This window comes from Methylibium sp., assembly GCF_013817345.1.
In the GTDB taxonomy this organism is placed as follows: Bacteria; Pseudomonadota; Gammaproteobacteria; order Burkholderiales; family Burkholderiaceae_C; genus Methylibium.
Window position 1 is genome coordinate 14,583 of the sequence record NZ_JACDCW010000007.1, and the last position, 25,119, is coordinate 39,701.

The 25,119-nt window shown below is 62.3% G+C and carries 18 protein-coding genes; 8 read left to right on the plus strand and 10 right to left on the minus strand.

Translation table 11 applies throughout. From position 1 onward, the window contains the following. Window positions 1–9: 9 nt before the first annotated feature. From tssM to H0W40_RS02385, 4 genes are all read right to left on the minus strand, one after another. On the minus strand, window positions 10–3,831 hold the full coding sequence (gene tssM, locus H0W40_RS02370; RefSeq protein ID WP_292442816.1) for a type VI secretion system membrane subunit TssM: 3,822 nt from the start codon (window positions 3,829–3,831) through the stop codon (window positions 10–12). 79 nt (window positions 3,832–3,910) lie between these two features. Continuing rightward, window positions 3,911–5,395 (minus strand): hypothetical protein, encoded by a 1,485-nt coding sequence (locus tag H0W40_RS02375; RefSeq protein ID WP_292442819.1) that lies wholly within the window; start codon window positions 5,393–5,395, stop codon window positions 3,911–3,913. Window positions 5,396–5,441: 46 nt separating this feature from the next. Next, window positions 5,442–5,708, minus strand: coding sequence for a PAAR domain-containing protein (locus H0W40_RS02380; RefSeq protein ID WP_292442823.1), 267 nt, complete (start codon window positions 5,706–5,708; stop codon window positions 5,442–5,444). Window positions 5,709–5,735: 27 nt separating this feature from the next. Further along, complete coding sequence (locus tag H0W40_RS02385; RefSeq protein ID WP_292442826.1) at window positions 5,736–6,374, minus strand: M15 family metallopeptidase; 639 nt, start codon at window positions 6,372–6,374, stop codon at window positions 5,736–5,738. A 575-nt stretch (window positions 6,375–6,949) separates the two neighbouring features. Here H0W40_RS02385 and H0W40_RS02390 point away from each other — a divergent pair. After that, window positions 6,950–7,750, plus strand: coding sequence for a hypothetical protein (locus H0W40_RS02390; protein WP_292442829.1), 801 nt, complete (start codon window positions 6,950–6,952; stop codon window positions 7,748–7,750). A gap of 66 nt (window positions 7,751–7,816) precedes the next feature. Here the strand turns inward: H0W40_RS02390 and H0W40_RS02395 are convergent, their stop codons facing one another. Continuing rightward, window positions 7,817–8,563 carry a long-chain N-acyl amino acid synthase gene (locus H0W40_RS02395; protein WP_292442832.1) on the minus strand — a complete coding sequence of 249 codons (747 nt, stop codon included), beginning with the start codon at window positions 8,561–8,563 and terminating at the stop codon, window positions 7,817–7,819. A 462-nt stretch (window positions 8,564–9,025) separates the two neighbouring features. On the opposite strand from H0W40_RS02395, the gene H0W40_RS02400 reads away from it, so the two are divergent. After that, a complete protein-coding gene (locus H0W40_RS02400) occupies window positions 9,026–10,261 on the plus strand; it encodes a DUF6538 domain-containing protein (RefSeq protein ID WP_292442835.1) in 1,236 nt (411 codons plus the stop codon). Window positions 10,262–10,295: 34 nt separating this feature from the next. Here the strand turns inward: H0W40_RS02400 and H0W40_RS02405 are convergent, their stop codons facing one another. The 5 genes from H0W40_RS02405 to H0W40_RS02425 form a co-directional block, all read right to left on the minus strand. Continuing rightward, window positions 10,296–11,057, minus strand: coding sequence for a hypothetical protein (locus H0W40_RS02405; RefSeq protein WP_292442838.1), 762 nt, complete (start codon window positions 11,055–11,057; stop codon window positions 10,296–10,298). Between the two features lie 56 nt (window positions 11,058–11,113). Then, window positions 11,114–14,242 carry a type I restriction endonuclease gene (locus H0W40_RS02410; protein ID WP_292442841.1) on the minus strand — a complete coding sequence of 1,043 codons (3,129 nt, stop codon included), beginning with the start codon at window positions 14,240–14,242 and terminating at the stop codon, window positions 11,114–11,116. Next, on the minus strand, window positions 14,239–15,492 hold the full coding sequence (locus tag H0W40_RS02415) for a restriction endonuclease subunit S (protein ID WP_292442844.1): 1,254 nt from the start codon (window positions 15,490–15,492) through the stop codon (window positions 14,239–14,241). Before H0W40_RS02415 ends, H0W40_RS02410 begins: the two co-directional genes overlap by 4 nt. Before the next feature lie 89 nt (window positions 15,493–15,581). Next, window positions 15,582–17,417: a class I SAM-dependent DNA methyltransferase gene (locus tag H0W40_RS02420; protein ID WP_292442846.1), complete on the minus strand. Its 1,836-nt coding sequence runs from the start codon at window positions 17,415–17,417 to the stop codon at window positions 15,582–15,584. Window positions 17,418–17,874: 457 nt separating this feature from the next. Continuing rightward, window positions 17,875–18,558 carry a recombinase family protein gene (locus H0W40_RS02425; RefSeq protein WP_292442848.1) on the minus strand — a complete coding sequence of 228 codons (684 nt, stop codon included), beginning with the start codon at window positions 18,556–18,558 and terminating at the stop codon, window positions 17,875–17,877. A gap of 323 nt (window positions 18,559–18,881) precedes the next feature. On the opposite strand from H0W40_RS02425, the gene H0W40_RS02430 reads away from it, so the two are divergent. The 6 genes from H0W40_RS02430 to H0W40_RS02450 all read left to right on the plus strand — a co-directional run bounded on the left by H0W40_RS02430 (window position 18,882) and on the right by H0W40_RS02450 (window position 25,047). After that, the gene (locus H0W40_RS02430; RefSeq protein ID WP_292442850.1) at window positions 18,882–19,730 is read left to right on the plus strand and encodes a pentapeptide repeat-containing protein; all 849 of its coding nucleotides are present in this window, start codon (window positions 18,882–18,884) and stop codon (window positions 19,728–19,730) included. Further along, the gene (locus H0W40_RS19975; RefSeq protein ID WP_367153717.1) at window positions 19,727–20,350 is read left to right on the plus strand and encodes a hypothetical protein; all 624 of its coding nucleotides are present in this window, start codon (window positions 19,727–19,729) and stop codon (window positions 20,348–20,350) included. Before H0W40_RS02430 ends, H0W40_RS19975 begins: the two co-directional genes overlap by 4 nt. Then, on the plus strand, window positions 20,347–20,643 hold the full coding sequence (locus H0W40_RS02435) for a hypothetical protein (protein ID WP_292442852.1): 297 nt from the start codon (window positions 20,347–20,349) through the stop codon (window positions 20,641–20,643). The genes H0W40_RS19975 and H0W40_RS02435 overlap by 4 nt, the downstream gene beginning before the upstream one ends. Before the next feature lie 180 nt (window positions 20,644–20,823). Continuing rightward, the gene (locus H0W40_RS02440; protein ID WP_292442854.1) at window positions 20,824–22,251 is read left to right on the plus strand and encodes a hypothetical protein; all 1,428 of its coding nucleotides are present in this window, start codon (window positions 20,824–20,826) and stop codon (window positions 22,249–22,251) included. A gap of 385 nt (window positions 22,252–22,636) precedes the next feature. Continuing rightward, window positions 22,637–23,302: a hypothetical protein gene (locus tag H0W40_RS02445; protein ID WP_292442855.1), complete on the plus strand. Its 666-nt coding sequence runs from the start codon at window positions 22,637–22,639 to the stop codon at window positions 23,300–23,302. Next, window positions 23,299–25,047: a DEAD/DEAH box helicase family protein gene (locus H0W40_RS02450; protein ID WP_292442857.1), complete on the plus strand. Its 1,749-nt coding sequence runs from the start codon at window positions 23,299–23,301 to the stop codon at window positions 25,045–25,047. The genes H0W40_RS02445 and H0W40_RS02450 overlap by 4 nt, the downstream gene beginning before the upstream one ends. Window positions 25,048–25,119 lie beyond the last annotated feature (72 nt).

Below are 25,119 nucleotides of genomic sequence, written 5' to 3' on the forward strand. Positions count from 1 at the left end.
GCTCCGCCTTCATCGTGTCGCTTGCGGCGCGATCTGCACCGCGGCGCCCCCTGGCGGCGGATCGACACCGACGACGAGGTTGGGGAGCCGGGCACCGCGCAAGCTCGCCGAGACTGCCGGGGCATCTCCCGCTCCCTCTGCGTCGGTGGGCGCCGGCACGCCGGGCTGGCTGACGATGCGCAGGTGCGCCGTCACCACGTTCTTGCCTTCGACCCAGGAAAGCTCGTACAGGTTATCTGCCAGCACCCGGCGCTCGGCGGACTCGAACATCTTGGTCAGTGCGAAGCGACCCGGCTCGTCCAGAAAGTTCACCGTGGCGCCGTCATGAGTGACAGCGGTGATGCGCGCGCCCGGCGTGCCGCCCTCGTTCGGCCAGACGAAGCGTTGCCAGGCCGGTGCGGCATTTCGATAACGCAGCTTCTGACCATCGATCTCGATCGTGTACTCCGTCAGTCCCGGCGAGCCTTGCGGCAGGATCTGGAACACGGTCTGCGAGGCGCTGCCGGGAGTTGCGGCGGCGCCGTTGGGTCCACCGGCCGGTGCCGCGCCGCCCTCCAGCGGCGCAACCCAGCCGGCGAATCCAGCCGAGAACCGAGGCCGCAGCCGGATGCCTGCATCGGCCCAGGTGCGCGCCGCGAGGGTGTCGCCGCGCCGCACCACCAGCGGTGTCAGGGTTTCGTTGGTGAACTTCGCGACAGCGCCGTCAGGGCCGAACACCTTGGCGATTTCTGCAGGGGCGGCCTCGATTCTGGACGCGGGGTCGAACGGGTACTTCGCCATCAGCATGCGCTGGAACGGCTCCCGCACCTGTGCGGCCCAAACCCGGTTGATCTCGGTTTCGGCCGGCTCGACGATCACGCCAAAGGCCTGGATCAAAGGGCGCACGAGCAGCGGGCGCAAGGTGGCGCGAGCGCTGTCGGTCATGCCCACCAGCATCTGTTCGTCCACGTACTTCAGCGCCTCGGCGAGTTCGGAGCCCGACGAGGCGAGCGTCGCCGCCATCAACTGCCGCGCCGCGGGGCCGGGGTCGCCCTGGGTCTTGATCTGGTTGAATTTCGTGCGCACCCTGGAGAGCATTTCCAGGTAACCGGCCATCTGCGTCGGGCTGTTGTCGCGCGTCATCATCAGCCGGGCCAGCACCGCGAACTCGCGACCGATCGGGCCTGCCTTGATCTCGGCCTTGTCCGCGCCGACGTTCAGGCTAACGTCCACGCGCGAAGGCGCCTGGCGCAGGATGGTCTGCTTGAACCAGCCCAGGATGCCGCGTTGCGCAATGGCCAGACGCTCGTTCAGGATCGACGGGTTGTCCCACGAGGTCTGGTCGAACAGCGTCTGCATCACCTTCCTGATCGGCGACTGCACCGGATCGCCGAGCCGGTTCATGCGGAGCACCGCGGTCTGGAACGTGCCGAACTCGGCGACCGAAACGCCCTGCATGAAGCGCTGCCACTCGCGCACGTATTCGGCCTTGTACAGATCCGTGAGCGCCTTGCGGATCTGCTCCGGGCTGCCTTCGAGCGTGAGGTCGTCGCGCGCCGCGGTTTTGAGCACCCAGTCGGCGCTTTGCAGCTCTTTTGTCGCAGCTTCCTTGAAGGCCTGTTCGATGTAGCCGTCCCAGGCTTCCCGGGTGAAAGTGCCGGGGATGGCATAGCTGCCGGCAATCACCTCGCGGTCGAGGTCGCCCACGATGCGCGCCACGGTCACCTGTGGAAAACGGGTCGAAGCACGCGCCTTCACGTCGGCATAGACGCGCTCGCGTGCTGCCATGCCGCGCACCACGCGCTGGAGGTTCTCGCGCGTCTGATCGATCAGACTCAGGTTGTTGGCCAGCACCGGGAAGGCGGGATCCTGGAGGTTGGCGATGGTGAAGCCGATCATGCGTTCGGCGCTGCGGATCATTTGCTCGCGAGGCATGGCGCCGCGGTTCGCTTCTAGCCAGCCGCGCCAGAAGCGGGTGATCTGATCGGTCAGGTGGCCGGCCTCCATGCGCGGGCGGTCGCCGAGCATGAGGTACGTCTTGAGCGCGTTGTAGGCGTCTTCGGCGCTACGCGGCGAAGCCTCGGTAAACAGGCCCACCGCAGGTGCTGCCGCCTGTGAAGCCAGCGGCGTTGCCGCCGACTCGGGGGCGCGCGTCATTGGCTGCAGACCGGCCGAATCGCGGTTCACCTCGCCGAGAAAAGCTTCGAGTGCCTGGGCGACCGGCTGCACCATGATCTGCTCGACGCCGGCGAAGTACTCCGCCCGCAGTTTGGCTTCGATCGCCCTGCCCTGATACAGGCCCAGGCCGATCGCCAGCGGCCGGTCCGTACGGTAACGGTCGAGTTGCTCGATGCGGTCTTGCAGCACTTCGAGCGCCTCGATGCGCGAGGCGAGGTCGTAGCGCTCTCGCTGCAGCAGGATCGCCTTGTCGAGGTCTGCCTGAACGTTCACGGTAAGTTGCCGGTTGCCGAGGTAGGCCCAGCTCCAACCCCCCAGACCCAGCGCGAGTGCCACGACGGCGGCGCCGAAAGTCAGCGCCCGCGCGCGCAGCTTGACGCGGCTCGTGTACTGCCTGACGAGGTTGCGGTCGGCGAAGATCACGCGCGAAAACAGGTCCTTCAGGAAAAAACCGTTGTCGGCGACCACCATCGCCACCGTGTGTTCCGGGCGGTCGTTGAGCGCAAACTGCCGCGCCACGTGCTCGCTGGCGCGGCTGCTCGCCACTCCCTCTTGCAGTGCACTGGTGAAGTAGAAGCCGCGAAAGACGGGCGGAAACTGGTAGGGGTTGTCTTCGAACAGCGTCGCGACGAAGGCGCGCAGCGCCGGCTTCACGGCGGCGAACTCGAGTGGGAAGGTGAGCACCCCGGGTGGCAGCGACTGGCCACGGTGCAGCGACATGCGCGCGACCGACACTTCCCTTAGCCCGTCGAACAGCTCGTCGAAATGCCGGTCGAACAGCGCCACGGCGTCGGTTTTCGCGAGAGGGTCGTAGGGCAGCGTTGCGCCCCATACCCGTTCACGTTCGGCACGGTCGCGGTCCTCGAAGAACTCGGTGAAGCCGGCAATGAGATCGGCTTTTGTGAATACAAGGTAGACCGGCGCGAAGACTTCGAGCGTCTCGGTCAGTTCTTGCACCCGCTGGCGCAGGTTTTTCGCCAACTGAATTGCCGCTTCGGGACGCGCCTGCGACAGCTCGGCCACGCTCGCTGCGATCAGGATGCCGTTGATCGGCGCCTTGGGGCGGTGCCGCTTCATCAGGCCCAGGAAGCCGAGCCATTCGGAGCGGTCTTCCTCGTGCACCGAATAGCGGCCGGCGGTGTCGAGCAGGATGCCTTCGCTGGTGAAGAACCAGTCGCAATTGCGCGTGCCGCCAATGCCTTGCACCACGCTGCCGGCCTTGTCCGCGAACGGAAAGGTGAGCCCCGACTTGACGACGGCCGTGCTCTTGCCCGCCGCCGGATTGCCGATCACGATGTACCAGGGCAGCTCGTACAGCGCCGCGCCGCCGGTGCTCAGGCCCAGGCGCGAGGTCTTGATCGTTTTGACGGCTTCGCGCATGCGTGCGCGAAGCGCATCGAGGTCGGCCTTGTCGGTGGGCGGCGAGGCCAAGCGCACCTTGTCGGTCTGTTCATCGATCGCTTGCTCGAAACGCCGCGCCGCCCGTCGCGCGAGCAGCTTGCGCGCGACCCAAACCGTGAACCAGATCAGCAGCACCAACCCAACCGCGATACCCGCGTAAGCCAGCGCGATCTGCAGCGTGTCGGCGCCTACGAACAGGAATGTGGCGAGTGCGGCCATGCCGAACACGCTCAGCACTCGCGTATCCATCAGGAAGGTTCGGAATCGATTCATAAAAGCTTGTCCGGCAAGGCAATGCGGCGACGGGCTCGGCGTGCTGTCGGCCGCGTTGCAGCGCGTAGGTGGCGTTCTTTCACTTGGTTGCGGGGGCCGGGGCAGCGGCCGGGGTCGCACCTCCCGGCTCCAGCGGTCGGTCCGGCAGGACGACGAGCGCCATGCGAGTGAAGGGGTCGCCGACGGTGACCGCGAGGCAAGGCTGGCCGCCCGCCGTGGCGCACTCGGCAGCACAAGCCACGATCAGCAGCGCACTCACTGCGTCAACCGCGCCAGTGACGGTGCCGGCAAGGTGGATGTCTTCGCCGCTGTCCAGGTGCGGCAGCAGGCCGTGCGCGCCACCGTGAAGCTCGGCACCGCGTGCCGTGTGCTGATCGGCGTCACAGGCCAGCGAGCAGATCGCCTCGCTGGGAAGGCCGCTGGCCGAGAGCGCCTGGCTTATCGCCTGCGAGACGAGATCGCTGCCGATGCGGCCCGGCGCATCGACCGACTTGCCTCGGCGCAGCACGGTCGGCCGGTACAGGTGCGGCACCGACCCCTCGGTGTCCGCTGCTGGCCAGTCGGCGCCTGCCAGCACGAGTGCGGCTGCGGCTTCTCCGGGAATGCGCCCCTTGGGCCGCTTCGCGCTCGAGAACAACGAGCCGCCGCGCTCCATTGCATCAACCGCGTCCTCGCCGATCGCGCTGTAGCAGGCGGCCACGATCAGTGGTTCGCTGAGCTGCTCGCGTGCCAGTGCTCGGAGCAGACGGTCGGCCTGCAGCAGCAGCTCCTCGCCGGTGTCAGTGCCCGAGGTCACCTCCAAGCACGCCGCCGGGATCGCCGAAGGCTCTGCCGTGGCGACCACCGCGGTGGCGAAAGCATGACCGAGCGCCTGCTCGAACGGCGTCCAGTCTGCCGGCAAGCCGATCAGCACGCGCACACGGCACCCGGGCGCTCCACCTGCTGGCGTGGCAAAGCGAGCGGCCCAGGGCGCCAGTGCCATGACGGCTTGCGACAAAGGCTCCTGCAGCGCTGCGAGAGCGCGCTGCACGTGTTCTTGCGGCACCACGCCGGCCCACTCGGCATGCCGGGCACGCGCGGCCTCCATCAGCGATGCCAGCGGTGGCGCAAGAGAAGCGGGATCCAGGACAGCGATGCGTGCGGTGAACACCGGCAGTCCGTCGTCGTCGCGCAGCTCGGGGTCGAGCGCGGGTCGCGGAGCGCCGTCTTTTGCTGCGGCCAGCAGCTCGGCAGCCGACGTACCGGCCGCGCACATGAGCGACGCGGCAAGCAGTTGCACGGTGGCATGGCGCTGCGTATCGTCGTCTGTCCCGGTAGTGCGCGCAGCGGGCACGGCCGAGAGCCCGGCGGCAGCCGCAGCCGCTTGGCGCTGCAACGCGCCACGCGAAGCCCGTCGCAGCAGCAGCACAAGAGCGAACACCGTGAGCGGCAGGACGCCGAGGTAGATAACGAAGTCGCTCAGGCTCATGTCGCGCGCCGTGACTTCCCAGCGCCACAGCACCGCAATCCAGACGCCGCAGGTAAGGGCAACGAAAAGAGCCACGCCCTTGAACAGACTGCTCATGAGACGACGGGCATAGTGCGCAACGGCGGTAGCGGCGAAGGACGCATCAGTCGGTCGTCGCGATCTGAGAGGACAGCAATGTGGCCCCGCAAGCCGTCTTGTCGCCGTGACGCGCCGCGGGCCGGCCGTCGATCATGCAGCTGGGATCCCCGCTGGCAATCACGGTCGTGCCGCCATGGCCCTTCTTCGGACAGGTGACCTGGTCACCCACGCGAGCCATGGGCTTGCCGGCTGCGTCGGTGCTGGCGGAACCCTGTATCACCTCGCCGCCGTGATCGGTCTTGTCTCCCACCACGATGAACGGTCTGCTCACAGCGCCTCCCGACGACAGATCGATGAATCAGTGGGCATGTGCTGTCGCCGGTTGATCAGAGCTCAAGCGCCGCGTCATGACGCCCGCGAGTGGCAACTCGACATGGCCGTAGTCCTTGAGGCTGCGCCACCCCCCGCCCCACACCAGACCGACCGAACGCGCCGCCTCGCCATACCGTGCGTATGCGTCCGCGGCCCAGGGGTCTTGCTCGGAGATGACGATGCGGCCGTTGCGCACGAAAGCGCAGTCTGCGGCGAGGCCGTACTGGTGCCAGCTCTCGAACGCACCGGCGCGCGTCGTTTGCGGCCCCAGCCCGGCAAGCTGCTGCTGCCTTTGCGGACTCCGATACCCCTCAAGCAGCACCATTTCGATGCCATGCTTATCTCGCATCAACTTGAAAACGACGAGCAATCGCTGCCGAAACTCGGAATTCATGAGCTCCCACTGTCGGCTGGCGCCGTGGATGAGCGGTCGTGCATGCTCGACTTCGCGGGTGGCGAACCACGCCGGCGGCAACAGGGGCGGCGGCACGAGCTGTTCACCTTCGAGGAGAACGGCGATGTGTTGATTGACTTCGCGGCTCACGCGGTGGTCGTAGCCGTCGAGTTGTAGAAAACCGCGCAAAGCCAGGACCAGTGGCAGCAGGGGCGCAACGATCAGCAGCACAACTGCGGCTGGCATCCAGCGGCGGTAAGGCGCCAACCCCTCGCACGCTTGCGTCGATTGCTTGCTCAGCGCACGCAGCATGCGGTTGGCGCTGCGGTGCCCCCGTGCGGCGATAGAGCGGCGAACCGCTGCGCCGTTGCGGATGATCCGCTGCGTCCATCCGAGCGCTTGAGCGCGCGGTCCAGGCAACAGCAGGAATGCAAGTGCCGCGGTGGCAAGCGTGAAGTACAGAACGACAGCGAAAATCATGCGTTCAGTGCACGTTCGGCAGACCAAAGGACGGCGGAGTATGCCGACGTGTCCATCGCACAGGCATCCCTCTTTAAGGTGACGCACCGAAACGACTCGTGATCGAAAGCGAACCCTAAAATTTTGCCTCGCTTGTCCGCGCGTGTGGGCTGGTGAACGAGCCGCGTGCACCTCGTGCGCGACAACGACGATGCCTGGAGCCCTCCTTGCCTTCTCCCACAGATGACCACGCCGAGGCACTTTCGCCGTCGGGCCGCACCGCCCGGCCGAGCTTGACCGAAGATCTTGCAGCGCCACGCGGCGCCACGAACAGCGACGCCCTGCGGATGCTCGACGAGTTGGAATCCGTCGTCAGGCCGAGCGCACGCCGGTCCGCCCGCCGGGGTTCCGGCTGGCTCCTTGCGACCGTGCTGTCCGTGGCGGCGCTTGCCGCAAGCTGGTGGTGGAGTCAGCAGCGCGAGGCGAACCCGTCGCTGTTGCTCGACCGGGGCCACGAGGGCGTATTTGCGAGCCCGCCGGGCATCGAGAAGCGCCGGACGGCTGCATACGCAAGTGCGGCGCCGGTCGCCGTGACGGCCGCACGCATCGAAGCGCTACCCGAGAAGGCGTCCGCGCAGCACACAGCAGCGGTCGCCTCTGCCGAGACGCCAGCAAGTGCGACCGCGCTTGCGGCGCCGCCCTTGACGACTGCCGCGGTGCAGGCCTCGGGGTTTCAAACCGGGCAAAAGGTCAAGGCTTTCCCTCGGCCTTCGGCGACCGGCAATGTAGCCGAACCGAAGCGCGTGCAGAGAGCCGAGCCTGCCGCGCCAGTGCGCCGTATCGCCTCAACTTCCGCATCGGCCACGCTCACCCGCGCCAATTCGCAAACACCGAATCCGGTCGGCAACCGACCGGATGCTGACGTACTGCTGCTTTCCGCTTTGCTCGAGCACGTTTCGAGCGAAGGTCAAGGTGATCCGCATGCCTCGCCTCACTCGGTGACGCTTGCGCAAGTAGTGAGACGCTGCGAGTTGCACAGTGGCAAGAGCACCGCGCAGGCTCTCGAATGCCGGCAGCGCATTTGCCAAGGCTACTGGGGCAAAGCCGAAGCCTGCCCGGCGCGACTGGCTCCCAAAAAGAAGAGCTGAGCTCCGTTTTGGCCCTCGCCGAGTCAAACCTGCGTTTCGACGGCCACCGCGAGTACCGCTATCCGCTCAGGAAGGCTTTCCTGGCCACACCGACCGGTTCAACCGATCGATGATGCCCGCTTCCTCAGGTTCGGAAAACGCGAATGGATACAAAGACTTCTCGCAAGCAGCTTGCTCAGGGCGCCCACCTAAGCGGCGAATCTGCTCGCGCGTGTAGTTGAGATCCAAAGACAGCAGCACGGCCGGCGCACTGACACGGCGGTTGAGCCGCTCGGCACCGAGAATCTGACATCCGAGCATGCGCCGGTAATACGCAACGTGACGCGGGTTCACCTCCATGAGCAACATGTCGAAGCCTCTTATGCGATGCGCAATCGTATAGGCGACATGAAACAAAGAAGCCAGTACATGCTTGGAGCCTGCCGTTGCTCCCATGGCAAGCTTGGTGAATTCGCAGATCCGTATTCCGTTTTTTCGGAGGGCTTGTACCTCCGAGCAGAACGCGTCCTCTGCATATAGCCCATCTGCGCCATCTAGTCCGACGGTAATGGTGCCGATGACCTCGTCTTCCTCGGTGGCACAGAGCGTGATCCGGTGTCCTGCCTGTTCCGTAGGAAGAGCAACATTCTGATAGCCGCGCCATTCATACCGGCGCTTGATCAGAATATTGGTGGAGCTCCTCTGCCCGTGATCATCGGCGGCCCTGATTTTGAAATGGCGCGAAGTGTCCTCATCGCGGGACGGCTCACCACCGACGAAGGCTCGCGGATGTAGATAGGACTCCGCGATGATTGGGTTGGCTATGGCGGTCAAGAGGCGCTCTCGGAGTTGCGATCCGGAGTGTGCAGTCGCAACTCTCGACGATGTGTATCGACACTTAACGTCTTCGAACCCCTCTCCAGTAAAAATCCGTGTTGAACCTTCGTAAGACCTTGTCGCCAAACGAAATTCCGCAAAGGACGGAATTGCGAATGCTTACAAAAACGAGTGATGAACGGCACCATCAACTGGTGTCAAGGCCGTTCCGGAGTTCCGGAATCCGCAGTGCATGCACTCGATCATCACGCGATGGACACTTCGCCCTTCATCAAGGGAGCGCCCAGACGAAAGGGGTTAGCACCTTCAGGTACTAACCCCTTGATTACTGGCGGAGTGGACGGGACACTCGTCACCGAAACCAAAATCAGGCACTCTACCTAGGTAGACAGTCACGAAATGGCCCCAGCGTGGGGTAAATATGTGGGGTAAATTCAGCGTTCCAACAAGGAGCCCCGAATGAGCCACATCGAGCTGCGCCGCAATCTTTGGTATGCCGTGCTGTCGGTCCCCGACGACGTTCGACACATCATCGGCAAGCGGCGATTCAGCCAGTCCACCAAGACCGCCGACAAGCGAGAAGCCATCCTTCGGGCTGGCCTGCTGGTGCCCGGATGGAAGGCGGAGACCGAGAAGGCGCGAGGCAAGCTGCCCGATCCGAAGGCAACCTTCTGGGACAACCTGCGGCAGGGTCACATGACGGCCAACAGCGAGGCCGAAGCGATTGCCATTGAAGACGTGATCGAGAAGGCCGTGTCGAAGATCGCGGACCGTGAGCAGGCTTCGGCACGATGGAAGCATGCCACCGGACAGACCACTCCCCTCGCCCCTCTGGTGGCAGCCTGGAAGGAAAGCCTTCGGGTGTCGCTAAAGACCATCGACCAGAGGCACCGCGACGTGCTGCGCATGACTGACCACTTCGTGAACCTGGAGGCCCTGGAGCCCCAGGCAGTGAAGGCATGGACTGACAAGCTCATGCAGGGCGGCGCGACCAAGGCCACGATGGCCCGCATCGGGGAAGGCTGCCGGTCACTGTGGGCGTACCTGCGCATGTCGGGGACTGTGACGATGATCGCCCCCGACCCCTTCGACGGCTCCTTCAAGCTGGCCGGGAAGGTCGCCAAGAGCAACACCCAGGACCGGCAGGCATTCACGGCCGACGAACTGGCCCAGGTCTATGACGTCGCGGCAGACGATCAACCGCTGGCCGACCTAATCGCACTGGGCGCCTACACCGGGGCCCGGATCGAGTCGCTGTGCGCCCTCACCCTTGAGACCTCGAAGGATGGCGTATTCCTGTTCGATGACAAGACCGACGCGGGCGAGAGGCAGGTCCCCATTCACCCGAAGCTGAAGGCCCTGGTGAAGCGCCTTCAGAGTAACTCTGCTGATGGGTTCCTGATCCCCTCGACCTCGGCCAGCAAGTACGGGGTTCGATCTGATCCGTTGTCCAAGAGGTTCGGCCGACTGAAGGAGTCCATAAGCTTCGGCCCTGGCCATGTCTTCCACTCGATCCGCAAGACCGTGGCGACCATGCTGGAGCAGGCAGGGGTGCCCGAAGGCGTAGCTGCGGACATCCTGGGACACGAGAAGGCGACCATGAGCTATGGCCTGTATTCGGCCGGGTCGAGCATGGCCCAGAAGCTGAGGGCTATCAGCAAGGTGACCTATCCGAGCCAGTTGGACAAGCCTTGATGCCCCAGGAGAGCAGCGTCGGCTGAACGATTCGTCAAACTGAACTCTGCACTTTTGGAGAAGGGTGGCCATTGGCCGCTTCGTACTCGGCCAGAAACCTGTACAACACCTCCACATGCTGAGCATCACCGAACGCTTTGGCGGCCGCAATCGTAGCCGTGAGGCCGCGATAGATGTAGTTCTCGGCGCCTCGGGCGCAGGCGGCAATGCGCGGCGTGCCCATCATCCCCTCGACATGGAAGGACAGATTCTCGCCCCCGTACATGTCCATGATGCATTCAGAGTTGGCGTGTACGTAACCCGAATACGCGGTTCCGACCGCTTCGCCAGCAACCAGGGCCTGGGATGCTTTTACGCCCTTCCCGAGGACGTTCATCGTATGAGCGCGAATCTTCTTTCGGGGAACCAAGTCTGGCTTCTGGATTTCGAGGGAGCCCTCATGACGCGAGAACACTAAATCCGAGTAGAAAGCCTTTAGGTACCTCTCGTGCCGCTCAGATCGAGCGCCGTTTGTCTCCGCTATGGCGAGAAACATTATGTCCTCTTGGATTTCATCCAGGGTGCGGAGCAGGACACCGACCTCCTGCACATAGCCTGCTTGCAGCAGGACAAATACCGCGTTGAGTCCGCTGACATTGCGAGCCAGTTTCTGGACGATTGCCTCGTGGATGCCTCTGTTTGCATACCGCCAGACGAAAGAACCCTTGTGAGCGACTCTCTGCGGGGAGGTTACCGATCCTTCCATTCGGCGGAATGCCCCGGTCATCACGACAACGGCCTTTTCTTCAAGCGGCATGTGCGACGCCTCTATCCGATGTGTGGGTGCAGTGTTGCTTCATTCAGCGTACCCCGTCACTTGCCGACAGCAGACTGCGCCTTCTCGCGCAGCCCTTCCCACAGCTTGCCCGCCCCAAGCAGCACGTCCTTCATGTCCCCGCGCAACTTCTCCGACTCCAGCGCCTGCTTGCTCATGGCCGTGTGTGCCGACAGCGCGTCCATCACCGCATTCATGATCTCGCTGGCCAAGTCGGGTGATGCGGCGAACTGCTCCTTGGTGTTGTTCATCGCCTGCTCGGCCAGCTTCTCCGATTCCATCAGCTTGCCCTTGATCACGTCGTTGACGTAGACCAGCTTGTCGCCCGGGGTCAGGTCGCCCTCGAACAGGTCGTTCACCTTGGCGATCAACTCGGACAACGCGATCTTGGTCTTGTCCTGCACCTGGCCCGTGCCGCCTTCGTCGGTCGGGTCGATCTTGACTCCCTCGCCCGCGCCGACGATCAGCTTGGGGTCGCCAAGGCTCTTGATTGTGTAGGCCGTCAGCTTCAGGGCCGACAGGTCCACGCCCTCGCGCTCGCGCCCGAAGGTCAGGAGCGGTTGCAGAAGCCGGAAGAAGATCGACCGCTTCTCGATGTCAGTGTTGCCGTAGTCGAAGATTTGCGACAGGAAGCCGTAGATGCGCACGTAGGCACCGATGTCCGCCTTGAACAGCACCAGCGCATCCATGCGATCCTTGGCGTCCTTGGCTGCCTTCGCGTCGTTGCCGGCCGCTTCCCGCTCCTTCTTGGCCTGCGCGTAGGCCGTCAGCAGGCGGCTCGCCACTGGCATGATTCCCGCGTCCAGGTCCGACTGCTTGGCCTTCGTGCCCTTGATCGCCACGTTGACCACGCGGTCCACCTCGTACGTGTCGTACAGGGCCTGCCCGTCCAGCTTCGCCTTCAGTTCGTTGACGATGTATGGGTCGGTCACGCCCGACAGCTCGGCAGTCTCGTAGTACGGCTTGAAGGCCGCCAGGATGTCGGCCGGGTCGTTGACGAAATCGACCACGTAGGTCTGGTCCTTGCCCGGGAAGAAGCGGTTCAGCCGCGAGAGCGTTTGCACCGCCTGGATGCCGCCCAGCCGCTTGTCCACGTACATCGCGCACAGCAGCGGCTCGTCGAAGCCGGTCTGGAATTTGTTGGCCACCAGCAGCAACTGATAATCGCCGCTCTTGAATGCCGAGCGGATGTCCTGCCCGCCCAGCCTGGGGTTCAGTTCCTTGCTGTGTTCGGTGAACGGGTCGGGCCCGCTTTCCAGGTCAATCACTTCGCCCGAGAAGGCCACCAGCGCGTCCATCGGGTAGCCATGGTCGGCGATGTACTTGCGCGTGGCGATCTGCCAGCGCACCGCTTCCTTGCGGCTGCCGGTCACCACCATCGCCCGGGCCTGCCCGGCCAGCAGACCGGCCACATGCTTGCGGTAGTGCTCCACCACCACCTGCACCCGCTGCGCGATGTTGTACTCGTGCAGGCGCACCCAGCCCATGATCCCCTTCATGGCCTCGGACCTATCGACCTCCTTGGAGTCGATCTGCTGCCCCTTGTGTGCCAGCGAGAACGCCACCTTGTACGAGGTGTAAGTCTTCAGCACGTCGAGGATGAAGCCTTCCTCGATGGCCTGGCGCATCGAGTAGACGTGGAACGGCGCCGGCACGTTGTCGGCCGCAGGCTTGCGCGTCGGGTCGGGCCGCGAGCCGAAAAGCTGCAGCGTCTTGTCCTTCGGCGTGGCGGTGAAGGCCACGTAGGTGATGCCCGTGTCCTCTTCGCCACCCGCCTTGGCCGCCATCTGCGCGGCCAGCACGTCTTCGGCCGTCACCTCGCCGCCATCCTGCAGCTCGGCCAGCTCGGCGGCGCTGAGCACCAGCTTCAGCTTCGCGGCTGTCTCGTTGGTCTGCGACGAATGTGCTTCGTCGGCAATCACCGCGAATCGCTTGCCCTTGGTGGACGCCAGCTTGCGCACCTCTTCCAGCGCGAAGGGGAAGGTCTGGATCGTGCACACCACAATCTTCTTGCCCGCCGCCAGTGCTTCGGCCAGTTCCTTGCTCTTGCTTGCCCCTTCGCCCGTGACCACGGCCACCACACCCTTGGTGCGCTCGAACGATTCGATGGCCTCGCGCAACTGCGTGTCCAGCACCGTGCGGTCGGAGATGACGATGACGGTGTCGAAAACCTTGTGGTCCCTGGCGTCGTGCAGGTCGGCCAGGAAGTGCGCCGTCCAGGCGATGGAGTTGGTCTTGCCCGAGCCGGCCGAATGCTGCACCAGGTATTTGCCGCCCGGGCCTTCCTGAGTCACCGCAGCCACCAGCTTGCGTGTCACCATGAGTTGGTGGTAGCGCGGGAAAATCCAGCCCACCAACTGCTTCTTGGCGTTCTTCACTGGCACCAGGTAGCGGCCCAGGATCTGCAGGAAGCTGTCGCGCTGCCACACCTCCTTCCACAGGTAGTCGGTGGCAATGCCCTCCTTCGGCGGGTTGCCGGCACCGCCCGCGTTGCCCTGGTTGAAGGGCAGGAAGGTGGTGTCCAGGCCGGCCAACCGCGTCGTCATCTCGGCGGCGGCATTGCTCACCGCAAAGTGCACCAGCGCCCCGCCTGGGAAGGCCAGCAGCGGCTCGGGCGCGTTCTTGGGCTTGAACAGTGGCTCGCGGTCGGTCTTGTACTGGTAGACCGCGTCCTGGGCGCCCTGCGTGTAGTGACTCTTCAGTTCGGCCGTGGCCACCGGGATGCCGTTGACGAACAGCACCAGGTCGATGCTGTTCTCGTGGTGCAGCGAGTAGTGCACTTGCCGCACTACGCGCAGCCGGTTGGCAGCGTACTTCGCCTGTAGGTCGGCGTTCATGCCCAGCGCCGGCCTGAACTGGCACATGCTGGTCGGGTGCTTCAGGCCGATCATGTCGAAGCCCTGGCGAAGCACGGTCAGCGTGCCTTGGCTGTCGAGCGCCTTGCGCAATCGCTCGCCAACTACTTTGGTGGCTGATGCCCAGTGGCTCTTCTCGATGGCGTCCCAGGTCTTGGGCTGGCTGGCCTTGACCCATGCCACCACGTCATCGACGAACAGCGCTTGAGCCCGGTCGTAGCGGGCGCTGTCGCCTGCCTCGTAGAGCCAACCTGCGGCAATCAGGTCCGCACAGATTTCGTCTTCGAGGTGGATTTCCTTGTGGATGCTCATGCGGTCGCCGCCTCGGGCTGGGGTATCAGGCTGCGCACGTCGATCTTGCCGGTGACGGCGGCGGAGATCAGGGCGGCGCGGCGCTCACCGAGAAGCGCCGTTGCAGACTCGGCCTCAGAGATCAGCGCGTCAAACTCGGACTTTCGTACGCCTATGAATGCAGCAATTTCGCGCTGTTCGGAAACCTGCGGCAGCGGCGTGACCAGATTCTTCACATCGGCCATTCCAATGGTCTTGATGGTTGCTCCGAATGTTGCCGCATCGAGAAAGTCCTTCATGACATTGAAGACCCGAAGCAAGTAGAGCGCATTGATACGCTCACCCGGGCACCAAGCGATGAGGTGCTGCGATACCGCCATAGGCCTGCTTGTAATTGCCGCTAGACCAATCGTTGCGTCGCGGGTGAACACGACAGCACCGGTCGGGAGCATCCGGGCAGACGAGTTGGCGAGACCGAGTTCATTGATGCAGACCGCTGTCTCAGATATGTAGTCGACGACCGCGAGTTGCTTGGAGTCATTGAGCGATACCCAAGGAATGTCGCAGTCCTCCCAATACTCTGGCACTTGCTTGGATGGCGTGTGGCCGCTCTCCAATCTGGCGGCGTCCTTGACTCGCCAGACGTCCCAATGCGCTGGCACCTCCCCCAGCCACTCCACCCCCGAATCCTTCATCGGCACGTCCGGGTCCAGCCCCTTCGTGACGGCCTGCGAGATCACCGCCTGGCGCTTCTCCTTCAACAACTCGATCAGGCGCTTCTGCTCTTTGACCAGGGCGTCGATCTTGGACGTCTCGCGGTCGAGGAAGGTGGAGATGGCAGTTTGCTCGTCTAACCGCGGGATGGGGCATGGAATCTCGCCAAGGAGATCGAGATTCAACCCATCCCGCATGTCACCGCCCGCCATGTTGCGGATGTTCTGGTAGTTCGACTGAAGCCACCAGAGTAGAAACCTTGGCTGCATCTCGGCCGCCGGCACGATGGCAGCCATCGACTGGTTGCACGTTGACGATATCGCCAGTTGTGCGGCCATGCCTTTGGTCTTGCCTTGCCCCGCGAGGGCCATAACCAGGGCACCGGCCGGAATCCACTTGGCACTGCTGTAGGCGAATCCCGACTCTGAAATGAACGTCGAGGGCTCAGTGATCAACGCTTGATTGACGGCTCCCGAGTTCAGCCACGGAATGGTCCCGTCGTGCCAGTACTCCTGGGTGTTCTTGTCGGGTGTGCCGCCGGAGAAACGTTTGGCCAACCAGCGGAGGCCGCCGGTACGCCAATGGGCGGGGACCACTGGAACCCACGGCACCCCCGAATCCCTGTATCCCGGGTACTTCGGAAAGCTCATGCCGACAGCCCCTCGATCATCGCCTTGATGCGGTCGGTAACCTTCTTCAGGTCGGCGTCGATCTCGGCCAGCTCACGCGGTGGCTCGAACACATAGAAGTGCCGGTTGAACGGTATCTCGTAGCCGACCTTGGTTTTCTCTTGGTCCATCCAGGCGTCGGGGGCGTGCGGCAGCACCTCGCGCTTGAAGTACACCTCCACGTCCTCCGATAGCGGCACGTTCTCGGTGTCGCGCTGGCTGCTGTCGGGTTGCAGCTTGCCCCTGAGCTTGCCCCTCTCGCCCAGCATTGGCTTGCCGTTCTCGTCGCGCAACGGTCGCTCGACGGTGATGGTGCGGTAGCCGAATTCCTCGTTGCGGAAGATGCGTGAGATCGGCACCCTTTTCACCTTGCCGCCGGCCGGCGCCTTTGGCAGCGTCTCGCCGTCCACCTGCACCTGGTTGCCGGTCTCCTTCCCCCTGTCATCGAGCACCGTGACCAGGCTCGCCTCCATGAAGTCGCCGAACAGCTTGGTCACTGTGGCGATGTGCTCGTCGCTCATCTCCTTGCGCTTCGAGCCCAGGCTCTTGCGCATCTTCTGCCAGAAGCTGGAGCCGTCGATCAGTTGCACGAAGCCCTTGCGGTCGTCGGGCTTGCGGTTGCTCAGCACCCAGACGTAGGTGCTGATGCCGGTGTTGTAGAACATGTCGGTCGGCAGCGCGACGATGGCCTCGACCAAGTCGTTCTCCAGCACGTGGCGGCGGATTTCCGACTCGCCCGAGCCTGCACCACCAGTGAACAGCGGCGACCCGTTGAGCACGATGCCGATGCGGCTGCCGCCCTGCGCTGCCGGTCGCATCTTGCTCAGTAGGTGCAGCAGGAACAGCAGCGAACCGTCCGACACTCGCGGCAGTCCCGGCCCGAAGCGGCCGTTGTAGCCCTGCTTCTCGTACTCCTCGCGGATCGCCTTCTCGATCTTCTTCCACTCCACGCCGAAGGGCGGGTTGGACAACATGTAGTCGAACAACTTGCCCAGCAGCCCGTCATCGCCGAGGGTGTTGCCCAGCACGATGTTGCTGATGTCCTGGCCACGGATCAGCATGTCGGCCTTGCAGATCGCGTGCGACTCGGGGTTCAACTCTTGGCCATACAGTGTCAATCGGGCCTTGGGATTCAGCTCGAACAGGTACTCGCCCGCCACGCTGAGCATGCCGCCGGTCCCGGCCGTCGGGTCGTACATGGTTCGCACCACGCCGGGCTTGGTGAGCGCGTCGTTGTCCTCGATGAACAGCAGGTTCACCATCAGGCGGATCACCTCGCGTGGGGTGAAGTGTTCACCGGCCGTCTCGTTGGACAGCTCGGCGAACTTGCGGATCAGTTCCTCGAACACCAGACCCATCTGCACGTTGTCCACTTCGGACGGGTGCAACTTGATGGCGGCGAACTTCTCGGTCACCAGGTACAGCAGCTTGGCCTTGTGCAGCCGCTCGACCGTGGCCGCGAAGTCGAAGTGCTCGAAGATCGACCGCACGTCTGGCGCGAAGCCCTGGATGTAGCTGTCCAGGTTGGCGCGGATGTTGTCCTGGTCGCCCATGAGCTTGCCCATGTCCAGCGACGAGACGTTGTAGAAGTCCAGGCCCGTCTTGCGCTTGACGAAGGGCTCGAAGGCGATGCTAGCGGTCTGCTTGGCCGCGTGCTCGTTCAACGCTGCTTCCTTGGTAGGCGCGAGCACACAGTCCAGGCGGCGCAACACGGTGAACGGAAGGATGACGCGGCCGTACTCGCTCTGCTTGAGGTCACCGCGAAGGAGGTCGGCGACGGACCAGATGAGGGACGAGAGGGATTGCTGGTTCATTGGACTTGTCGTGTTCGCCAGTGACCGGCGGGCTCGGCTGCCCGTTCCAGGTGTTCAGCGATTTTGGGCGAAGAATCCGAGGGGGTAACGCGATGCGTCGATCTCGGCTTCCCACCGTGCTCCGGCCGCCCTCGCCCTATCCCCATCTGGCGGTCCGTGCCGTGCAGAGTTACTCGGAAAACAGCCCTACAGGTTTGCCAGATGCTTCAGGCCACGCCACATCATCCGGTCATCTATAGGCCAGCCACGGGGCCGGGAGAGGCCTTGGTGAGGCAGCGGGGCGAACGAACATTTGCCAGAAAAATCCGAGCGGGTATGACGGAGGGACGCGTTCGGCATTCCCCCCCGGTACACCACTCGATTCCCCAGAAGTCGCGCCGGCCGGGGGTGCTCATTCCGGCCCGATGCGTGCCCGCCAACGGGTGACCTCGAATGGATGCACTCCAACAGGTGACCGTCAGGCTGCGGCGGACGGGCAGCGTCCAAGCACCCGTTGAAGCTGGATCAGCGACCACGGTCCGCCCTTGGCGGTCTGGATACCCACGCTGTTCAGTTGATCCACCTGTTGCCGTTGGGTAAGCCCCTGCGCCTTGTACGCCTTCAGTGTGGGGGCCAGCTTGGCCGCGAAGGTCGCAGCCTCGGAAGCTCGGGCACCGTTGCGCGGCTGCAAGGATTCAGGGTTGCCGACCTTCTCGCCCCGGGCCTTCTTGGCCTGCAAGGCTGCGCTGATGCGGGAGGCGATGGCGTCCCTCTCCCATTCCCCAACCATGGCGAACACCTGCAGCATTCGCTTGTCCGCCTTGGGCATGTCGGCTACCGCAAGGTCTACACCTCGGTCGATGAGGCCCGACACGAAGTGCAGGTTGCGGGACAAGCGATCAAGGCGGGACACGATGAGCGTTGCCTTCCTGCCTTTCGCGGTCCTCATGGCTTCGGCGAGGATCGGCCGGCGGTCGAGTGCATCGGAGCCCTTGCCAGTCTGCACCTCCTCGAAGTCGGCCAGTAGCTGGCCACCACGGGCAGCCACGGCATGGGAAATGGCAGCCGCTTGGGCTTCGAGGCCGAGGCCGGACTTCCCCTGTTCTGCTGTCGACACCCTCCGATAGGAAATGAACAGCGGGGGTCTGGAGATGGCGGACATCGCGGGCCTTGCGGGCAGTGACAGCATTCCCGGACTGTAGTACGTATGTAGTCACCTGATCAAGCCATCCGATCTCACGGCCGGCAAGCCGCATCATCGGAGAGCGAAAACGGGGCGGACGGCGCTTTCGAACGATTGTTGGCTCTACACCTACCGTGCACATCGCCTAAAGGCGGTAACCAGCTAACACGAGGGAGCCGCTGCCCGCCTTTGAGGACAAATCGAAACGATGCTGGACTGCTACACCGGCGTTACACCCGCGCTACGATACGACGTTCCAAAACCGGCGGCCGAGCGCCGATGCAACAGTGAGCTCACCACCCGTGGTTCCTGAAAACACGCCGCCCGAGTATGCTCATCTGAAGATTGGCAACAGGGAAACCATCACCGACTACTACGTGCCGACCCATGTCAGCGACGATCTAAAGGCGTTCGCTCTGAAAGTCTTTGTCAGGTTGAATGCGAAGTCGATAACGTTTCGGAATGTATCCTTCACTCACAGCGTCATCGACGGGTGCTATTTGCGTAGCTGCGTCTTTGACTCGTGCGACTTCACCGGTTGCCGATTCATCGGCTCGAACCTGCACCAGTCGAACTTCCCAGGCTGCAAATTCGACTATGCGACGTTCGAGCGCTGCCAGATCGACGATGACATCCTCAGCAGTGAAGCTCCGCGCCAGGAGAATCTCCGCATGCGATTTGCGCGTTCCCTCCGGATGAACTATCAGCAAATCGGCGACGCCAAGGCGGTGAACAAGGCAATTACTCTTGAGCTTGAGGCAACCTCCGAGCACCTGTTGGAGTCGTGGTATTCGGATAGTCCATATCACCGGAAGAAGTACCCAGGTCTTCTGCGGGTTGCGCAATTCCTTCATTGGATTGAATTCTGGATATTGCACTTCGTCTGGGGCAACGGCGAGAGCATCTTCAAGCTCTTGCGAAGCATCGTCATCGCGGTGGTCATCATTGCAATCTACGATGCCGGCTCGCTCTCCGCTCAGGTGACTCTCTACGACTATTGGGATAGCCTGAAGCTGGCGCCAGGGATCTTCTTGGGAACCGTCGTCCGCGCTCACCATTCGATCGGCGTCGCGTCCATCATCGTCGCCACCAAATTGGTCGCGCTCTCGCTGCTTACTGCGCTGCTGGTTAAGCGATTTGGTCGTCGATGACTACACACTTCTACGCGTTCGGTTCGATCTGCAGAGGAGAGATTGATCGTTCATCAGACATTGATCTACTTGCGTGCGTTTCGTCTCCCAGCGAGGACATTGATCCCGAGACCTTTTCTGTCTATCGGCACGATCGGCTGCGGCAACTGTGGCGGCACGGAAATCCGTTCGCTTGGCACCTACACTTAGAGTCGAGGCTTCTATTCTCATCCGATGGCCAAGATTTCATTGCATCTCTTGGGCTTCCCTCAAAATACGTGAATGGGCCAGCCGACTGTGCCCAGTTCGCCAGACTTTTCGCCGAGTCGAGGAGTGAGCTTTTGCGGACGCTGAACAGTGCGACGTTCAATCTCTCGTGTATGTTTCTTGCGACCCGCAACTTCGCGACGTGCTATTCTCTGCATGTGGGTAAGCCGTGTTTCTCACGAAACTCACCGCTGATAGTTGATGTGCCGTTGGCCGTGCAGAAGACTGTCTTCGACGTGTTGTCTCGTGCCAGAGTCTTGTCCACGAGAGGATTGGGCAGTACGCTTTCGCCTACGGACATTTCAACCGTATTGAGCGCTGCTCCGATCGTCTCCGACTGGATGTCAAGCTTGCTCTCAGAGGTTCGACCATGACCGAGTTCAACAATCGAATTGCAGCTCAACGAGACATTCTTGTCGCCGTGAACGAAGCGCCTTGGAACGAAGAACTGTTCGGCATGTCGAGCGGTGCGCTTGAACGCTGGATGCGGCGTAACGGAGTGGAAGCAACATCTACCTTGGCGCTGTTGCTTGTCGATGCAGCGTCGAGGCTCTTCTTCTTAGCGAATAAGAGTCAGGAGCAGATTACCGACGAGTACAAGCTCCGATCACTCGAAGTGGCGGAATTAACCCGTCTCATTGGAAACGCCGTCAAGCTTCGGGAATAGAGCGACGCTTTGGGCGAAGGGCGACTGCACGTCCTGCATCCGCGCCCGTCAGCACTAGCCCCGAGAGCGATCGGCGGGTCCTGGTTTGTTGTTCGCGGCGGGCAGTCTGTTGGCCAAGTCCTCGAATACTCCGCCTGACAGCGAAGCGGCGGATCCCCGACGTGTCTTCCTAGGAGCCGCATGAATTCCATTCAATTCCCGCGACGGCTGCCTTTCTGGCTCTTGGTGGTGCAAGTTGGCACATTGCTGTGTGTCGCTGGCTGCGCGTCCGAAGTTGCTTATCGTTTTGACACGAAAAAGTTCTGCAATGAATCGCAAGAGAAGTGCGAAACCAGTTCGCTCGTGCAAACGAAGGACGGCTACGTACTTAGCTTTGTCGAACTAGACGACCAAGGCATCTTTCTCGACAATCATCCGGAGAAAAGTCAGCAAAGATCCGTACTCAACTACCTAAAAGATAGAAAGGACCTTTATGTGATCGTCTATGTGCACGGATGGCATCATAGTGCTGCCTTGCACGACACAAACGTTGCCAGTTTTAGGCGGCGACTTGCCGACGCCAAGGCCAGATTGCCCGACAAGTCCGTTGTTGGTATATATGTGGGCTGGCGAGGCGATTCCATAACCATTCCATACCTAAACGTCCTGACCTTTTGGGAACGAAAAAACGTAAGCGAAGAAGTAGGCAGAAACGCACTTGTCGGATTTCTTCTTGAGTTGGAGTCGATTAAGAAAAACCAAACCGATCGGAATGCTCTCGTATTGACTGGGCATAGTTTTGGAGCATCAGTTCTGTACAACGCGGTTCATCAGACGTTGCTACAGCGCCTAATTCAGTCGGACGGAAGCACCAGCCCACGCGACGTTCGGGGGTTCGGTGATCTTGTCGTTTTGGTTAACCCGGCAATTGAGGCAATGCGATACTCGCCTCTCTACGATGCTAGTCAAGCCCACGCCCGACGTGAAGGATTTGACCCAATGCAGCCAGTACGCCTCATCGTCGCAGCGACGCCGGGTGACTCAGCCGTCAAAACTGCTTTTCGCATAGGTCGCTGGTTCAGTACGCGGTTTGAAAGGCATCGAATTTACGAGCCGCCACAACATCGACGACGCACGTCCCCGTTGCAAGTCGACCAAGCTGAAATCGACAGGATTTCCATGGGCCAGTTTGAGCCGTATCAGACCCACTGGCTGGGTATGACACATCGTCGCGAAGAACGCGAATGCAAAGTTGCGCCGGGTTGGCTGCGAGAGGCAGTTCAGCGTAAAGAGACAAAAGACAATCAGGAGGGGGAGGAGCGATTGAAAGGCGAAGGCTGGACTACAAAGGACGAAAGGCGTGAGTGGAATTTACTGGGACAAGACGGAATTCCCAAGCAACTCAGGATCGATCATATTGTAGGTAGATCTCATCCATTTTCCCCATATTGGGTAGTTAAGCTTAGCGAAAGCACGATCATCAAAGACCATAACAATATCTCTGGTCCAAATTTCTGGTGCTTCGTTGACTTGGTTCTTCTAAAGGAGTCTGCCGCCATTTCGGCCATCGCACCGCCACTTCCAGAACCAACACATGCCCCCATGAGCGAAAAGACTGAGATGGACTGACAGCGGCTAATGGAGAAGCAGTACGTAAGTTCCTCATGAATCGGCGGCAGCCTTGACCGTGTCCGAGTGGCTGCTGTCGGCCTGTCCAGTGAACCGCGGTAAATGCCAACTCTCGCTGCACTGCTGACGTCGACCGCTTCAGCCTAAGCGGCAGCAGAGGGTCGAGGCGGGGCGGCCGGCCGGCTTGGCAAGGCGACCGGTCAAAACCAGATCGCCGAGGCCCATCCTTGCGAAGGGCATTGGCATGCCGAATATTGCCGATCCATCCGGCCGCGGTGTGTCGCTCGTGCAACGGGCAGTAGAGAGCCACGCACGGGCGCGAAATGATTTCCTCGCCTGTCCGCGTGTGGGGGTGGGTACAGCTTCTTACCGACTTGGAGATTCGATGCGCCGACAGTGTTCAGTGTCTTCATGCCGACAACAGGCGACCGGCTTCAGCACCCACTGCGACGCCCACAAGCAAACCCTTCGACGTCACGGGCACGCCGAGCAGAAGGGCGTCACCGTCCACGAACTGCGGCCCTACCAGGAGCGCATCAGAGAACGCCGCGCGAAGAACCCTGGCAACCCTACCTGGGCCCTGCTGGAGCGCCGCTGGGAGGCTCTGACGGCCCACGCCGAGGCCACGATGGCCCGCTACGCGGCGGGAACGCCAGCCATAACCCACGAGCGCCAAACAGCCGAGCAACTCTTGACGCTCAGGGACTCGACGTCGAAGGATGCCGTCATCGATACCGTGCTCGCGCTGTTCGCCATGAACGCCCATCGGCCGACTCGATTCCAGTCCGACAAAGCCTTCCGGTTCCAGGTCGCCCGCAGGGTTCGAGGGCTTGCCATCGCCAATGCGGGCCTTTCACGAGACGCCAAGAGCGGGCGCCTAAAGCGCACGTACCGGGACACGCCACCGAGAGCTATGGAGTGCCTCGCGGCGTCCCTGGAGTCCGCCTTCGGGGTCGCCGGGCTGCGGCTCGCGGAACTCGACATGAGGGAGGCGACGACCGGTGAAGCGGAACGCCGTCAGCTTGCAGCGGCCTTGAAGGATCTTCAATGACACCGGTGGCGCGTAGATTAACCGCCTACGCCGTTAGCACGGCTGTGGGATCCGGCAAGACGAAGACGGCCATTGAATACATGGCGAGGCCGGACAACAGCAATCAGAACTTCATCTACGTAGCCCCGACGATCCGACTGATCGGCCAGACCGCGGACCACTTGATTGCAGCGATGGAGGAATCAGAGTCAACCCGGGAAGTTGCACTCATCCATTCCCAAAAGCCCGGCAGCGATGGCCTACCCGTGGCAGCACAGTCCACACTGACAATCAATGATGCCGGTCCCGATGACGGGCTGGTCGTGATCGTCACCACGGTCACGTTCCTGAACATCATCACGCGAATAAAAGCGCCGCAGCATTGGCGCGTGATCCTCGACGAGGCGTTCGCGCCGGTCCAGTTCGTGCCGTTTCAGTTAGGCAAGCGAGCCGAAGCCGGCTGGGACTACTTCCAGGACGTGCTCTTCATTGGTCCGCCACCAGCCTACCGCGTGGTGCCTGCAGTGGGGGAATCGTCCTGGGTCGAACAGCTGGCTTCGGGCAACGCTGTTGGCGCGGGTGAGCAGTACAAGCCGTTCCAGCCTCTCGCGGCCATCGTCACCAATTCCGCGCTCCGGTGCGAGCTTGTCCTGACCGACAAGGCCAAGCAGATGATGGAGCGGGCGAAGACCGCGGCGAGCGACAAGCAACTTGAGGTCACATCGGCTGACGCCGAGGCAGTGCTGCTGTTCGCCTGCTACGTGACTCCGGACCCGTTCGTTGGCTTTGACGAAGTGATCTTCATGTCAGCGTTGTTCGAGCACACGCTGCTGTACCGGTTGTGGACGACGCTGTTCGACGTCACTTTCATTCCGCACGCAGAGTTTCCGACGACCAAGCTTAGAAACATTCACACGGAACAGGGGCCACTGGTCGCCGTGGGCCATCTCCTGCACGCCGACGACAGCAGTAGTCGATACAACCTGGAGCGGAACACGCAGACGGGCGACATAGGGGAACGGGAGGAAGGTAGTCGGGTTATCGACCAGCTCGTCAACCTCAGCGCCGAGTACTTCAAGGACTCGACCTTCCTGCTACAGACCAACAACGGCTATGGCTATGAGCTTGGTTCGTCGCTGATTCCCTCGAACGCCAAGCGGGTCCCTGCGGCAAGCCATGGGTTGAACGAGTTCCAGGACCACGACAACGTGGCTGCGTTGGCCGTCACCAACCCTACCCCGCAAGAGGCTGCCTGGATCATGAGCAGAACAGGTCTGACCAGGACTGAGACCAACATGGCCTATCGGATCCACACGACCTATCAAGCGGTGGGCCGGAGTTCGATACGCAAGGCCAACCCGACCAGCAACCGCAAGGTCTTCCTGACCGCGGGACAAGTCGATGCGTGGATGCTGCACGTGATCTTCGAGGGCTCAAAATGGCTGGGCCAAGTCGGCGACATGAGGTCGTTGAGGCGGATGAGCATGGCATCCATGCCGGACACGATGGAGGTCCAGCTCGCGGACCAGATTACCAAGCGCCTCGACGAGTTGCCGGAGACTACGGCCAAGATGTCTTCACGGGCCATCAAGGCGGCAATGAACCCAACCTGTGCAACAAGCACTTGGACCAGAGCCGTAGGTCTAGCCTCCGAAGAGAGCGATGACTGGGCGTTGGTTGGCCAATCGTTTGTCCGCAGGGATGCTGCCTACTATGGCTTCACCATGGAGGAAGGATTCGTGGTCGAGGATCTCATATCCACATGAGCAAACATCACCATCCGGACCAAGAGATCTTCTGGTCGAAATGGTGAAGTTGTTTGGTCGGCTTTCGACTAC